At 56.5% G+C, this 14,843-nt stretch carries 14 protein-coding genes and 1 pseudogene; 13 read left to right on the forward strand and 2 right to left on the reverse strand.

Annotated features, from left to right (window positions below):
* The 6 genes and pseudogenes from DF196_RS02470 to DF196_RS02495 form a co-directional block, all read left to right on the forward strand.
* On the forward strand, positions 1-1,107 hold a 1,107-nt coding region (locus DF196_RS02470), incomplete at its 5' end, for a MobA/MobL family protein (protein ID WP_109056361.1).
* Positions 1,104-1,406, forward strand: a complete 303-nt coding sequence (locus DF196_RS02475) for a hypothetical protein (protein ID WP_109056362.1) — start codon at positions 1,104-1,106, stop codon at positions 1,404-1,406. The genes DF196_RS02470 and DF196_RS02475, both read left to right, overlap by 4 nt.
* 11 nt (positions 1,407-1,417) lie before the next feature.
* Positions 1,418-3,289: an AAA family ATPase gene (locus DF196_RS02480; RefSeq protein ID WP_109056363.1), complete on the forward strand. Its 1,872-nt coding sequence runs from the start codon at positions 1,418-1,420 to the stop codon at positions 3,287-3,289.
* A gap of 142 nt (positions 3,290-3,431) precedes the next feature.
* Positions 3,432-3,590, forward strand: a complete 159-nt coding sequence (locus tag DF196_RS02485) for a transposon-encoded TnpW family protein (RefSeq protein WP_006428300.1) — start codon at positions 3,432-3,434, stop codon at positions 3,588-3,590.
* Positions 3,591-3,640: 50 nt separating this feature from the next.
* A pseudogene (locus tag DF196_RS02490) lies at positions 3,641-4,519 on the forward strand (VirD4-like conjugal transfer protein, CD1115 family); the annotation flags it as partial.
* Between the two features lie 155 nt (positions 4,520-4,674).
* Positions 4,675-5,070 (forward strand): plasmid mobilization protein, encoded by a 396-nt coding sequence (locus DF196_RS02495; protein ID WP_109056364.1) that lies wholly within the window; start codon positions 4,675-4,677, stop codon positions 5,068-5,070.
* Positions 5,071-5,121: 51 nt separating this feature from the next.
* Here DF196_RS02495 and DF196_RS02505 read toward each other — a convergent pair whose 3' ends face one another.
* A complete protein-coding gene (locus tag DF196_RS02505; protein ID WP_109056365.1) occupies positions 5,122-6,123 on the reverse strand; it encodes a LacI family DNA-binding transcriptional regulator in 1,002 nt (333 codons plus the stop codon).
* Positions 6,124-6,535: 412 nt separating this feature from the next.
* Here DF196_RS02505 and DF196_RS02510 point away from each other — a divergent pair, with 412 nt between their 5' ends.
* The 7 genes from DF196_RS02510 (at position 6,536) to DF196_RS02540 (ending at position 14,180) form a co-directional block, all read left to right on the forward strand.
* Complete coding sequence (locus DF196_RS02510; RefSeq protein WP_109056366.1) at positions 6,536-7,078, forward strand: hypothetical protein; 543 nt, start codon at positions 6,536-6,538, stop codon at positions 7,076-7,078.
* Between the two features lie 364 nt (positions 7,079-7,442).
* A complete protein-coding gene (locus DF196_RS02515) occupies positions 7,443-7,649 on the forward strand; it encodes a hypothetical protein (RefSeq protein ID WP_025263185.1) in 207 nt (68 codons plus the stop codon).
* Between the two features lie 18 nt (positions 7,650-7,667).
* A complete protein-coding gene (locus DF196_RS02520; protein ID WP_109056367.1) occupies positions 7,668-8,513 on the forward strand; it encodes a VirB6/TrbL-like conjugal transfer protein, CD1112 family in 846 nt (281 codons plus the stop codon).
* A 42-nt stretch (positions 8,514-8,555) separates the two neighbouring features.
* On the forward strand, positions 8,556-8,936 hold the full coding sequence (locus DF196_RS02525) for a PrgI family protein (RefSeq protein ID WP_055427677.1): 381 nt from the start codon (positions 8,556-8,558) through the stop codon (positions 8,934-8,936).
* A 79-nt stretch (positions 8,937-9,015) separates the two neighbouring features.
* Entirely contained in the window at positions 9,016-11,325 is a 2,310-nt protein-coding gene (locus DF196_RS02530) for a VirB4-like conjugal transfer ATPase, CD1110 family (protein ID WP_241519549.1), read from the forward strand.
* A 524-nt stretch (positions 11,326-11,849) separates the two neighbouring features.
* Entirely contained in the window at positions 11,850-12,914 is a 1,065-nt protein-coding gene (locus DF196_RS02535) for a CHAP domain-containing protein (protein WP_241519550.1), read from the forward strand.
* A gap of 21 nt (positions 12,915-12,935) precedes the next feature.
* Positions 12,936-14,180: a hypothetical protein gene (locus DF196_RS02540; protein WP_223847559.1), complete on the forward strand. Its 1,245-nt coding sequence runs from the start codon at positions 12,936-12,938 to the stop codon at positions 14,178-14,180.
* 6 nt (positions 14,181-14,186) lie between these two features.
* Here DF196_RS02540 and DF196_RS02545 read toward each other — a convergent pair whose 3' ends face one another.
* On the reverse strand, positions 14,187-14,813 hold the full coding sequence (locus tag DF196_RS02545) for an ABC transporter ATP-binding protein (RefSeq protein WP_055427673.1): 627 nt from the start codon (positions 14,811-14,813) through the stop codon (positions 14,187-14,189).
* Positions 14,814-14,843: the final 30 nt, after the last annotated feature.

A 14,843-nucleotide genomic window follows, 5' to 3' on the forward strand; every position in this document is an offset into this window, starting at 1 on the left:
CCCCAAGACACCTGTCAATTATGCCCCGAGACAATACACCCCATCCGCCCCATCGAGCAGAACGGCAAATGGGGGCTAAAGCAACGCCGGGTGTACGAGCTGGACGAGGACGGCAACCGTATCCGGGACGCAGACGGAAAGTTTGTGTTCAACGCCGTTCCCACTACCGACTGGGGCAGTCCCGAAACGCTGGAATACTGGCGGCAGACATGGGCGGAGCTATGCAACGCCAAGTTTGCGGAAAAGGGGCTTGACGTTCGTATCGACCACCGAAGCTATGAGCGTCAGGGCGTGGAGCTTCTTCCCACCGTCCATGATGGCGCAACCGTCCGGGCAATGGAGAAGAAAGGCATACGCACCGAGAAAGGCGAGTTCAACCGCTGGATCAGAGCCACCAACGCCGTTATCCGGGACATCAAGAAGAAAATCGCTCTCCTGTTTGATTGGATTGCCGAAGCAAAAGCGGAGCTTGCCAAGCCGCAGGCACCCGACCTTGTTTCTCTGCTGAACGCCTATTACACCCAGCGCAGAGCCGGGGCGTATTCGCAGAAAGGCAAGGTCAGCAATCTAAAGGAGATGAACGAGACTTTCAATTATCTCCGGGCAAACGACATTTACTCCCTTGAAGATTTGGAACACCGTGTCAGCGAACACAGTGCTGCCACAGAGAGCTTGAAGAAAACGCTGGACGAACAGACCGCCCGAATGAAAGCAATTAAGCAGCTCTATGACAGCTCCGCTGCTTTCCAGAGCTTGAAGCCTATCTATGACGGCTTGCAGAAAATCAAGTTTGAGAAGCCCAGAGCCAAGTACAAGGCAGAGCATGAAGCGGAACTGAAACAGTTCTACGCCGCCAGACGAAAGCTGACCGGAGAGTTCCCGGACGGTAAGGTGGATATGAAAAAGCTGTCCGCAGAGTATGACGCTCTGGAACAGGCGCATGAAACCACCTACGGCGAGTTTAAGACCGTCAGAGACGATTTACACCGCCTTTGGAAGGTCAAGTCATGCGTAGATACTGCCGCCCGATTTAACGAGCGTACAGAGGAACAAAAGCTCCAAAATCGACCCCAAACACGACACAAAAAGGAGGATATATCCCGATGAAAAAATACGACTGGAAGAACGAATACAACCCCATCCGCAGAACGGCAAAACGCTTTTTGAGCGGAGAGCCTTTGACCGATGGCAGACCGCTTTCCAATCTAATTGAGCTGGACGAACACACCCGGAAATGCCTTGCCTTTGAAGCCACCCTCACCGACCGTCAGATTGATATGTTGCAGGATTTGGGCTATCTGCCCGTTACCACAAGACAGTACGGTGAGGAATGTGCAAACTGCCCCTATACGCTGGACGAGCGTGAGCATGGCGTTTGCAGACGATGCGCTGTTTTCAAGAAGTAAGGAGGACGCTCATGCAGTACACCCAAGCACAGATTGACCGGGCAAACGCCGTCAGTCTGGAAGATTTTCTCCGCACACAGGGAGAAACGCTTATCAAAAGCGGACGGGAATACCGCTGGAAAGAGCATGACAGTCTGACCGTCCGAGGAAACAAATGGTTTCGCCACAGCCAGAGTAAGGGCGGCTATCCCATTGATTTTGTCATGGAGTTTTACGGAAAGTCCTTTCCCGAAGCCGTCCAGCTCCTGATCGGCGAAAGCGGCGAGGGACAGAGCGAAGCCAGCACAGCACCGCCCACAGCGTTTCACTTGCCCTTGCACAACAGAACAGCCGACAGAGCAATTCAATATCTTTGCGAAAGCCGAGGTCTCAACAAAATGCTTGTTGAGGCTTTTCTTCTTTCCGGGGATATTTACGAAGACGCAAAGCGGCAAAATGTTGTGTTTGTTGGCAGAGACCGAAGTGGTACGCCGAGATACGCCCATGTGCGAGGAACGGCAGACCCATTCAGACAGGACATTGCCGGGTCTGACAAGTCCTATCCGTTCCGATACGAGGGCAACGGCAACCAGCTCTTTGTCTTTGAAGCGCCGATTGACCTGTTATCGTTCATCTGCCTTTATCCGCAGGACTGGCAGACAAGGAGCTATCTTGCCCTGGGCGGCGTTTCGGGCAAAGCCCTTGACCGTTTTCTTTCTGAACGCAAGGACACCCGAAAAGTATTCCTCTGCCTTGACAGCGACACCGCAGGAAGTGAAGCCTGCTCCCGACTGGCACAGTCCATTCCCGGCGAGATCGCCGTCATTCGCCTTGTCCCGGCAAGGAAAGACTGGAACGATGTTCTCCGTCAGCAAGGGGACATTCCCAGCCGCAAATTCATAGCCGAGACAATCACGCTGCGAGAGCTGCCCACCGCCCAGCCTGTCCCAATGCTCCGCATGGCAGATGTGGAGCTGACGAGCGTGGATTGGCTATGGTTTCCGTATATCCCCTTTGGAAAGCTGACGATCATACAGGGCAACCCCGGTGAGGGCAAGACCTACTTTGCCATGCGTCTTGCGGCGGCTTGCACCAACCGAAAGCCTTTACCCGGTATGGAGAAACTTGAGCCTTTCAATATCATCTATCAGACCGCAGAGGACGGTTTGGGCGATACCGTTAAGCCCCGGCTGATGGAAGCGGACGCAGACCTTGAACGAGTGCTTGTCATTGACGATAGAGACACGCCGCTGACTCTTGCCGATGAGCGCATAGCAAGGGCAATCCGTGAGAACAACGCAAGGCTGGTTATCATTGACCCGGTACAGGCGTTTCTGGGCGCAGATGTGGACATGAACCGGGCAAACGAGGTGCGCCCAATATTCCGCAGTCTGGGAGACATTGCACAGGCTACCGGGTGCGCTATCGTGCTGATTGGACACCTCAACAAAGCCGCAGGAACGCAAAGCACCTACCGGGGATTGGGGTCTATCGACATTACGGCGGCAGTCCGCAGTCTGCTGTTTATTGGCAAGCTGAAAGACAGTCCCACAACAAGGGTGCTTATCCATGAGAAAAGCTCCCTTGCGCCGCCCGGACAGTCCCTTGCCTTTTCTCTGGGAGACGAGAAAGGCTTTGAATGGATAGGAGCTTATGACATTACCGCTGACGAGCTTCTTGCCGGGACAGACACCGCCAAGACCGAAAGCAAGACCGCACAGGCGCAAATGCTCATTCTGGAACTGCTTGCAGATGGAAAGCGTATGCCGAGCGCAGAGCTGGAAAAGGCAGTCAATGAGCGTGGGATTTCCTCACGCACCATGAGAACGGCAAAGAGCCGTATCGGGGACAGACTTGTGACCGAGAAAGACGGCACAGCATGGGTCTGCTATCTCCGAGATTGACAACAGGAACACGGCAAGCGTGGCAAAGACGGCAAGGTTTTTATAGATACCTTAATGTTGCCGCCTTGCCTTGTTCCCTCATACCGACACCGCCCGATGATGAACAGTCACCGGGCATTTTTCATTTACAGGAGGATTTTGAATGAACAATACCGCAACCAACACCGCCACTTGCCCTACTGTCAGAAAGCAGATTGGCAAGACAACCTATATCGTCCGTGTGCATTTCAGCCAGACCGCAAAAGAGACAATGGAGGACAAAATCAAGCGTCTGCTCCGTGAGGAAGTCCGCAAAATGTGACTTCTTTGTGAATTTGATGAAAAAGTCCTTGACTTTTCGTCTCTGGCAAGACGGCAAAAAGCATTTTAATTTCCTGCGGTGCGCGGCTGGCTCCCTTTGACATCCCGCAGCTTCGTGAAGTCATGGCCTATGACGAATTGGAGCTTGACCGCATCGGAGATCGGAAAACAGCGGTATTCTTCATCATTTCCGATACCACGCAGACCTACAACTTTTTAGTGGCGCTTGCATTTTCGCAGATGTTCAACCTCCTGTGTGAACGGGCGGACAATGTTCACGGTGGCCGCCTGCCGCACCATGTACGGGTGCTGTGGGACGAGGCAGCCAACACGGGACAGGTGCCCCAGCTCGAAAAGCTGGTCGCGGTTATCCGCTCCCGCGAGGTGAGTCTTTGCCTGCTGTATCAGCAGTTGGCACAGTGCAAGGCCATTTACGATAAACACGCTGAGATAATCCTCGGCAACATGGACAGTGTGGTGTTCCTCGGTGGCCGCGAAGCCAGCACCATCAAGGAAATATCTGAGAACTGGCTGGGAAAAGCCACAATCAGTATGCAGACCGACAGCCGCTCCCGTGGCCAGTCGGAAAGCTATAGTCAAAACACCCAGCGGCTGGGCCGGGAACTAATGACCCCAGCCGAACTTGCAACCATGCCGGGAGACAAATGTATTTTGCAACTTCGGGGCCTGCCCCCATTCTTCTCTCCCAAGTATGATCTGAAACGGCATCCGAACTACCGCTATACGGCGGAGGCCGATAAACAGAAAAACGCTTTTGACCTCGACAGGCTCATTAACCGCCGCAGGCGGCCCGGTCTGAACGAGGCGTGTACGATGTATGAGGTGACTGTGCCGGACGATGCACTCACGGATGAGGACGAGGACATCCTCAACTATGATGACATCGACGATCCAGACGCCTTTGCATAAAGGCTTCGAGACAAAGTGTCCCGAAGTTTGTAACCTTCCGCCTGCATGGGCGGCTTTTTTGTTTTTTCGGATTTTTCAAAAACAGTTCCGCTTCACACCCTGTTTTTCTCCTATTAGTGAGAGGACACCATACACAGAAAGGAGGTCTGTCGACCATGAAACGATACAACACACCGCACCGCAGCCGGGTAGTCAAAACACGCATGACCGAGGAAGAATACGCCGAGTTTGCAGAAAGGCTTTCTGCCTACAACATGAGCCAAGCCGAGTTTATCCGGCAAGCCATAACCGGGGCAGCCATACGCCCCATCATAACCGTTTCTCCCGTCAATGATGAGCTGCTTGCCGCTGTTGGGAAGCTGACCGCCGAATACGGCAGGATCGGCGGCAACTTAAACCAGATAGCCCGGACGCTGAACGAGTGGCACAGCCCCTACCCGCAGCTTGCCGGGGAGGTACGGGCGGCGGTTTCCGACCTTGCTGCCCTAAAGTTTGAAATCTTGCAGAAAGTGGGTGACGCTGTTGGCAACATTCAAACATATCAGCTCTAAATTCCTTCCAGCAAAATCGACGCCGGTGCCGCCCGTCTTCGAGACGACGTCTTACGCCTGAGGAACGAAGCTTGCGCGCGGCACCAGCTCGGTCGTCAGCAGGATGTGACGACGCACCCGCCGCTCATGCTTCAACCCATCAATCAAGGTGGAGAACGCCATACGGGCCAACTCCCTTTGATCGATCGCATACGAACTCAGCGACGGCGACGTGTACCGGGCGATTGACTGGTTGTTCACACTCACCACGGCCAACTCGTCGGGAACCGCCACGCGCAGTGCGTTCAACGCCTGCAACGCCCCCACCGCAAGCACGTCGGCGGCCACGATCAGACCATCGGGCATGCTGCCGGCCTCACGATGATCGGCCACCAGTTGCTCCGCGAGACGATAGCCGTTCTCCACGGTGAACGTGCCGGACGAATACACCAATCCGTCCGTTTCCAATCCCAAGTGCGCAGCCCACTGGCGGAACGACAGTTCGCGTATGTCCTCGGGATAGTCATGCGTGCCCATGATGCTGCCCACGCCACCGAGAAACGCGATGCGTCTGCGGCCTGCCGCGATCATCGCGTCCAAGGCATCCAGCATCGTCTGCGACAGATCGGGCCGTACGGAGTCGAACAGGTGCGGTGCCGGATTCGTGTCGATGCACACGCCATGTGGGAGCGCCGCATGCAGGGCGCGCAGGTCTGTTTCGGGAAACACCGTGGCGCCCACGGTGATGAACCCATCGAACTCCGCTGCGCGTTCCGTCAGCTCGTGTATGGACCGGATGAACGTGGGCTGGTCCAATTCCATCGACTCCGCACACTCCGCAAGAACCTTCCGCAGATCGGCGAAGTACGCGTCCTGCAATTCCTCCCCGGACGGAGGCGCATCCAACACTGCGATCGCGGGACGGAACACATTGCGGTATCCCATCTCCTCACACACGCGCAGCACACGCCGACGCGTCTCCTCCTTGATGGAGAACGACGGGTCGTTCAGCAAGCGCGACACCGTGCTCTGCGACACCCCGGCCCGTTCCGCGACTTCCTTGAGCGTGGCCATGACATCCTCCCCGCAAACTTTAGTAAAGGGTTTTACTACACAGCATAGCCCAGAAACCGCAGGATGGCGGCACCTTTGCAGCAAGGCAATGACCCGACCTGATAGACTGTCCGTGACCCCTCAGGGGGGCAATGCATAGGCGGTGGATACGCAAAGTGTCCATCGCCTTTTCTTCGGCCATACAGGGACGTCTGAATACTCAGCGAACAGAGGCTCACGGTTTTCTCCTCGCAACCATTGATTGTTGTCATCTAAAGATGACAGTTTGTCAACAGGGGTCGCGAGATACCCAAGTGGACGGTTATATTTGACCTAACCTATTTGCAAAGAAGCATCAATGAAGGAAGGAGCTACCTCATTCTTCATATTCCATTCCATCAATGAAAGACATAATTAGGAGAAGGAATTGATCATGAAAAAGGATATGTTTTTAAAACGACTGGCATCTGTTGCGGCAAGCATAATCGCGCTATTCACAGTTGTCTCAATGTCGGGGTCCGCATATGCGGCAGATTTGACGAGCGTCGACGCAATCGTTCAGGTTGCACCTGAAGTATTGCAGGGAGAAGCCACAGATCCTCTAGAGCATTATGGAATGACCATAATTCACTCTAGAGAAAATCAAAGTACCTTTGCCGCAGCTAACATCCAGACTCAGTGCATCAGTAAGAATATGCACATGACTTGGTATGGTCTCAAAGCAGGCAAATGCAAATATGCCGATCAGAGCGGCGCAGTCTTTACTGTTTTTGACATGACCAGCGGAACACCTATTGCTAGAGTAGATTTAGCTAAGGTGAATGCGGTTTCCGGCGACGAGGTTAGCCTCAAGTGCATTGCCAGTGTAGCCAGTTTTGTTTTGTCTTTATATCCTCCTGCAAGTACTGTAGTTGGATGGGTCAAATATGGTTTCCTGGCATATATGGGCCTTGTTGGAATTAAAACAGCATGCTGAAATATATACACATTGTTTGTGATCTATTCTTTTTCATCTTGTTCATTACCTACGATAATTATCTTATGTCCATAATCGCCCTTTTGCTTTTACTGAGTGAGCTGATATCTCTCATTAAGGAAAAGGTTAGACAAAACAAGTTTAAGAACAATGGCAATATATAACTGTTCAACCAGCAATATTGTTTCAATACACGGTGGGTTTTAGAAGTACTTCTAAAACCCACCTTTTTATATATGCATCGAGCGGCATCGCCCCCTACCCAGGAACTGTCCGCCGCTATCCTGCCGGTTTTCCCTGACGATGAGTGTCAACGGAGACCGTTGCATGTCGGGCTCCTTGATCGTCATCAGAGGAGGCCGTCGTGGATTTGTTGAATCAGGTGCTTCAGTTATTCGTCAGGTTCGCCACTATCGGCGGCGGACTGTGGCTGGTGTGGGGTGCCGTCACATTCGGTGGCGGTCTGAAGGATCACAACGGGCCGCAGACGCAATCGGGACTGTGGCAGATCGTGGGTGGAGGCATGATCATCGCGGCCGCGCAGATTTTCAACGCGGTGGCGCTGGGCTGAGCTGATTCGGGGCCTGCCGTGGAGGACTTCATCGTAGCCATGCTCAACATGATCGGCGGCGGAGGTGCCGGTTCGATTACGGCCGGGCTGTTGTCTCAGGCGCCGGAGACGTGGAATCCCGCTCTTTACCAGTTGGCGGTGAACGTGCATGGAGCCGCGGTCAAGCCTTTGACATCGGCGGTGCTTGCGGTCATGTTCACGTTGGAGCTGGCGCGTAACTCGACGCGCATCGAGTCGGACCGTGATCTGGGTGTGAAGATCGTGGCCGGCACCATGTTCAAGATCGCGTTGGTGTTCATCGCTGTGCAGAACGCCAGTCTATTCATTCGGATGTTTAATCAGGTCACGCAGTTCCTCATGCAGGGTGTGTCTTCTCAGATGTCGTATGAGGCGACAGGCGACGGCGGTCAGCTGGGCGATCTGATGCGTGACCAGATTCGCGATGCCGGGGTGATGGGGCAGGCGGCGTTGTTCTTTCTGCTGGTGATCCCGTGGCTGTTGTCCCAGTTGGCGTCGGTGGTGTTCACGGTGGTGCTGTATGTGCGGTTCATCGAATTGTATGCGTTGACGGCGTTCCAGTCGTTGCCATTCGCGTTTCTGGTGCATGAGGACACCAAGCCGATCGGCGTGGGTTTCTTCAAGTCGTATGCGCGCACGTCGGTGAATGCGGTGTGCGTGTTCATCTGTCTGGTGTTCTATCAGCGGGTCGTGGTCGATGCCGTGAAGATCCCGGATTCCGCGGACAAGGGCATGGTGGCGTGGGTGACGGGCAACTTCGGCAATCTCATGATGGCGGGCATCCTGCTGTTCTTCGTGATCGCGGTGAGTCAGCGTGTCAGCCGGGCCATAGCCGGCGGCGAGTAGCCGCCTACCACAACCGGGGCCAATCAGGGAAAGGATTCTTTCATGTTGCAGATGCGCGTATATAAGGAGATCGCCAATGTCGAGGCGAAGGTGATGTGGGGGCTGAGCTGGCGCCAACTGGCGGCCGCCGCATGCATGCTCGTCCTGGGCGGAGGTGAGGCGGCGTTGTTCTGGTCGTTGGGCTTGTCCGATCTGGGGTCGTATCTGCTGTTTGCGGTTTGCCTGCCGTTCGCGCTGTGGGGTTGGTGGCGTCCGAAAGGGCTGAAGCCTGAACGGTATCTGGGATACATGCTGCGCCAGCGTTTCGGTCCGAAGGTCTACCTGCTCGAACCCTATGTTCCCGCGAGGTTTCCCGGCAAACCGTCGTTGAAAGAGAAGGCCCGTAGACGAATCAGGGGAAGGCAGGTACGTCGTCATGTCTGACATCAGTGGCAGCAAGGCGGTCAAAGGCAACGGTAAGCGACATGGAAAGGTCGGGAACAGGCGGTCCGGGAATCGTCGCATGCCTCGTTCGTCGAAGGAGTTGCTTGGCTATGATTCGATGCTGTCCAATGGCATCGTGTTCCTTGGCGGCGACCGGTGGAGCGTGTCGCTGCGGATCAGCGACATCAATTATCAGGTCGCGACCCAGGATCAGCAGCTGGATGTCGTGGACCGGTGGGGTCGTTTCCTGAATTCGATCGGCGAGAACATGGGAGTCCAGATCACGGTCGCCACGCGCATGCTGGATCCCGAGGAGGTGACGCGCAGTATCGCCATGTCGCTTCGGAGCGATGCGTTGGATGGATTGCGCGGGGACTTCAACCGCAATGTGCGTCGGCGTCTCGCCGGGCGTTCGCAGGGCGCGGTGACGGACAAGTATCTGACGTTGACGTTGCGTGAGCGGGACGGGGAACGGGCGGTCACGCTGCTGAACCGTGCCGCGTTGCGTGCCACGGCGCAACTGCGGTCGGTGGGCGGCTGCGTCGGCGTCCGCTTGAACCGGCAGTCGCGTCTGGCGGTATTGCACGGGATGCTGCGGCACGGTGTCCGGTTCTCGTTCACCGAGGATGGCTTCCTGAAATCGCATGGCATGTCCACGAAGGATTATGTGGCCCCGTTCGCCGTGGATGTGTCGGATCGCCGTCGGCTCCGGTTGAGCTCGGGCACTGCGGAGGTGTGGCATCAGTGTCTGTTGGTGCGTGACTTCCCGGATTATCTGAGCGATCAACTAGTGTCGTCCATCACGGACATCAAGGCGGATATCACGGTCGGCATCCATCTGTCCCCGCGGGGCAAGGCCGAGGGGTTGAAGCTCGTGAACCGGACGATCGCCGAAATGGATATGCAGGCCATCGACGAGCGGCGCAAGAACCGCAAACAGCATCTGCCCGAGGACATGCTGCCTCATGATCTTCAGGAATCCATGACTCAGGCGGGTGAGCTGCGTGATGATCTGGAGCATAACGGCGACCGTCTGGTGGATTCCCTCATGATCGTGGACGTGTCGGCGGGCAGTCGCGAGCAACTGGACCAGACGGTTCGTGACGTGACGGCCGCAATCGATGGGCAGTCGTGTGTGGCCGAGACCTTGGCCTACATGCAGGTGGAGGGGCTGAACGCCGTACTGCCGTTGGGGAATCCCCTGCCGCCGATGCGTCGCACGCTGACCACGTCGAGCGCGGCGATTCTGGTGCCGTTCACGTCGCAGGAGCTGTTCGAGCCGGGCGGGGTGTTCCATGGGGCGAACGCCCGCACCGGCAATCCCGTGGTCATCGACCGTACGAAAGGCATGAACGGCAACGGATTCGTTCTGGGTACGACCGGGTCGGGCAAGAGCCAGGCGGCGAAGAACGAGATCACCCAGATCTATCTGACCCGTCCGGACGATGATCTGATCGTCATCGACCCGGAACGTGAGTTCACGCCGTTGTGCACCGGTCTTGGCGGCGAGCGAGTCGAGATCGGGGAATCGTCGCGCGCGCATATCAACGCTTTGGATATCGAGTATGAGGATGATTCCGAGGGTGATCCGATACGGTCGAAATGTGCGAGCGTGCTGAACATGCTCGGCGTGCTGATCGGCGGACAGGACGGCATCGACCGCATGCAGCGCAGTCTGATTGACCGTACGGTCATCGGCATGTATCGCGAGGTGCGGGAGCATCCGGAACTGGGCATGCCCACGCTCGCCACCCTGCATGACCGTCTCATGGCTTTGAACGAGCCGGACGCCCGTGACGCGGCACGAGCATTGGAGATTTACGCGACCGGCAGTCTGAATGCCTTCGCCCATGCCACTGATGTGAATACGTCCAGCCGGTTCCTGGTCTATGACGTTTCCGGTCTGGGAGCGGAGTTGCGCACATTCGGTATGCTCGTCGTCCTGGATCAGATATGGAACCGGGTCGTCAGGAATCGCCGTCTCGGCCGGCGCACCTGGCTGTGGGTGGACGAGTTCCATCTGCTGTTCTCGAACCGGTATGCGGCCGAATACTTCCTGCGCCTGTACAAGCGCGCCCGTAAATGGGGTTTGTGCCCCACCGGCATCACGCAGAACATCGAGGAGCTGCTGGCCAACCAGGATGCGCGTCTGATGCTCGCGAACAGCGACTTCCTGTTGCTGCTGAACCAGACCGCCACGGATGCCGACGCCTTGTGCGAGCTGCTGAAGCTGTCCGATGAACAGCGGGCGTTCTTCACCGGGGTGCAGCCCGGTCAGGGCATGGCTAAGAGCGGCACTGCGTTCATACCATTCGATGGGCGTATCGATGCCGATAGTCTGCTTTATCGGTTGTATACCACGAAATTCGAGGATCGGAAACCCGAATGAGACCCGTCACCTCCGACTCATTCCACGCCACACGCAATCTCGTTCGACCGAACGGCACGATTCATGGCTTGAAAGTCCGTCATGTCAGCGGACTCTCCCATGGGCCCGTGCTGGCCGGGCTAAAACAGCCACAAACTATCATCAGGAACAGTGAATCCGAAGCATCGCACCCGATCGGCACAACAACCGTCAGCGCTTTGAACCGTGGTGTGAAAGCGACACGATCCGTGCTTGAATCGCAATCGACACAGACGGAGACCAGCGAGGACGACAACCCATTATCACCAATGGCCCCCGTAAGCCGGATATGCGACGGCGTGACCGGTATTATTCGCACAAGACATGCGGCAAGAGGTTCGACGGCACGTGCCGCGGCAGGAAGAACGGCTTCGGCTCGTGTCAGACGTGCGAGGCGCTCCGGCAAGACCGTACGATCGGGCGTCCAAGGGGCCAAATCCGCTGCCAGAGCCTCGACGCAGATTGCGAGACAAGTCACGCAGACGGTTTCTCGGGCCGTAACGGCGGTGAAAGCCGGGATCGCAGCATCGGCATCAGCTGCGGTCGGTGTCCCGTTTCTGCTGGGCGCGGTGGCGGTGCTGATGGTCTTCAGTCTGCTGTTGTGGTTCATCCCCACCGTTGCCGTTGGAGATGACGGCGGTTGTGAAGCCAGTGTGATCGAGGTCCCGGACGAGGCGAAACCATGGGTGAGCGAGGCGGCTCGATCGAGCGGATTGAGCGCGGATTTCATCGCGGCGATCATGAAGCAGGAATCCGGTTTCCGACCGGATGCATATGCCGACGACAGCAACGGAGGAACCTGGGGATTGCTGCAGATGAACAGGAGCGTATGGCGCGGCGTGCACCCCGAAGGCGCCGACCAGACACCACCTGAAGGCATCACCGAGCCCATGGTCCACGCCCATTACGGCGGCATGTATCTGAAAAACCGCTTGGAAGGCGTCAAACAACTCAAGGCCAAGCACCCGGGCATGCCGTTCGCCGAGCTTGACGACCTGACGGCTTTGGTCATCGCCCATAACGCGGGCGAAGGCAACCTCATGAGGTACCCGGATATTCCCAACATCACCAAACGGTATCTCGACAACGTGAAGCCGGCGATTGATGCGGGAGGCGGCTGTTCGGCCACGGCAGGACGAACCATCGGCAAGCTCACGCCACCGTTGGTCATGCAGTCTGGCACTCTGAACGTGGATGTGGCGGCGACCGGCACGCCCGTGGGCAAGATCACCACCTATGAAACCGGCCAATGCACATGGTGGGCGGCCGCCCGCCGATTGCAGATCGGCAAACCTGTGGACGGTTACATGGGCGACGGCTGGATGTGGGCGTCAAGCGCCAGAAAATTCGGATACCCGACGGGCGGCGGCATACAGCTCGGCGACGTGGCGAGCTTCGCCAAAGGCTATCTCGGCGCAAGCGCCGATTACGGACACGTCGCCATCGTCGAGGAAATCAAGGACGACGGCAGCATCGTCGTCAGCGAATCCGGCGGCGGCCTTCCATACGCATGGCTCAGGACCCTTACCAAGGAGCAGGCCAACAATCCCAGCATCACTTACATCCACTAATCCCGAGGGAAGGAAGGAAGCATGCGCCGCATCAATCCCAAGCTTGACCCTTGCGAGCTTTCCGATCTTATGAGCGATTCCGCCAACTGGGATCTCCTCATGCAAATCCGCAATCATCCCAGTACATGGCCGGAACTCGACCAGTGGGCTGCGCATGCCATTGCAGACCCTGAAACCGCTGGGGCTCCACCGGAACCGTTGACAGACGGAAAACCCAAGCACCGGCTGCTTCCCATCACACCCATCATCGATGATGAGCTGCCTCGCGATGCACGGAACAACAGCACTCCCGTATCCAAGCTTGACAAACAGAAGGGAACGACGATAGACACACCAATGGGGGTAGGGGAACATGCCAAGGATGATGTGTCCTTGGCAGAAGATTCATCGGCTGACAGCACGGATGAGGTGGCCGTCCATCGGCATATCCCTTTTACCCACATCGCCGGCATCATGCTCGTTCTGGTCATCGCAGCAGGATCAGCCGCAGGCCTTGTCATGGCGAAGAAGAACTACGACCATCAGGCGGCGCTCACGTCATGCAATCACGCAATCAAGCAATCTGACATAGTGCGGATTGAATGGAACAAGGCATTGAAACAGGCGGAACCATATGCGAAGTTCCAGGATAAAGACGTGCGGGATCCCAAGTCTTTGGAACTGCTTGGCAAAATCATGCAATATCAACCATCGATCTCAACAGAAAATTGCAATCCGAGTCTGACGGCCGACCGTCTCGATCGCACTCGTGCAGAAATAGGGAGAGCGAATAACCAGCTCAGAACCCAGATCAGGAACCTGCATGACACAGTTGACACGGTCAAGGCATCACAGGAACAACAACAGATCGACAACGCACAGAACGCACTGAGCCAAACCATTGAAGACGCCGATAGGTTCTACAAAGAATCCGCGAACAAGGTCAGAGACGACAACACCCGCGCACGACTCAATGAGCAGATCACCCATGCACGACTCATGATGCGCGACCATCAGGATCTTGATGTCTATAACAGAACCATCCAGGACCTCAACGAAGTCATGCAAATCGTCCGGGATTCCATGACGGCTGTAGTAGAGAACGAGGAAATATCCGAGGCGGGCCGTTCGGATGGTTCCACGCATCCAGGATCGGATTCCCAATCATCGAACCGACAACCCGCACCATCAGCGGAAGGTTTATCCCAGCCAGTCACGCGAGGCAATCCCACTTGGGACGTACCTGGGCAATCGGCAACCCCCTCATTCCCCGACCGGCTGGGATAGTACTGCTCATCCGAGTTTGCCGTCGGTCATGGTGTAGAGGTGGTCGGCGATTTGGTTGAGTTCATCGCTGTGGTGGGAGGCGATGATGGCGGTCCGTCCCATGTCGCGCTGACGTTTCATCTCATTGAGGAAGATATCCACGGAGTGTTCGTCAAGGCCGTTGGTGGGCTCGTCGAGCAGGATGAGATGCTGATGCTCCATGAGGGCCTGGACGATGGCGAGCTTCTGGCGCATGCCCAGGGAGAACGACTTGACCTTCTCGTGCCTGTGGTCGTTCAGTCCGAACAACGTCAGCAGCCGTGTGGTCTCCCGCTCGTCGTAGGTATGGTTGATGCCGGCGAGATAGCGCAGGTTGGCGTCTGCGGTTTCGGAGGGCATGAATCCGGGGTTCTCGATAATCACACCGACCATGTCGGGGAGCTTGCGGTTGAATTCGACCGTTTTGCCGTTGATGGTCACGGTCCCGCGGTCGGGACGGATGAATCCGCATACGGCCCGCAACAGCATGGTCTTGCCGGAGCCGTTGGCGCCGACCACGCCGTATATCCGTCCCCGTTCGAAGTCGGCGTTCACGTCTTTGAGGACGGTCCTGCCCTTGAGCGTCTTGGTGAGGTTCCTGACCTGCACGTACATGATGTTCCCCTTTCGCTGGTAACAAAGTGG

The sequence above is a fragment of the Bifidobacterium callitrichidarum genome (genome assembly GCF_003129905.1).
GTDB classification, from domain to species: Bacteria; Actinomycetota; Actinomycetes; order Actinomycetales; family Bifidobacteriaceae; genus Bifidobacterium; species Bifidobacterium callitrichidarum.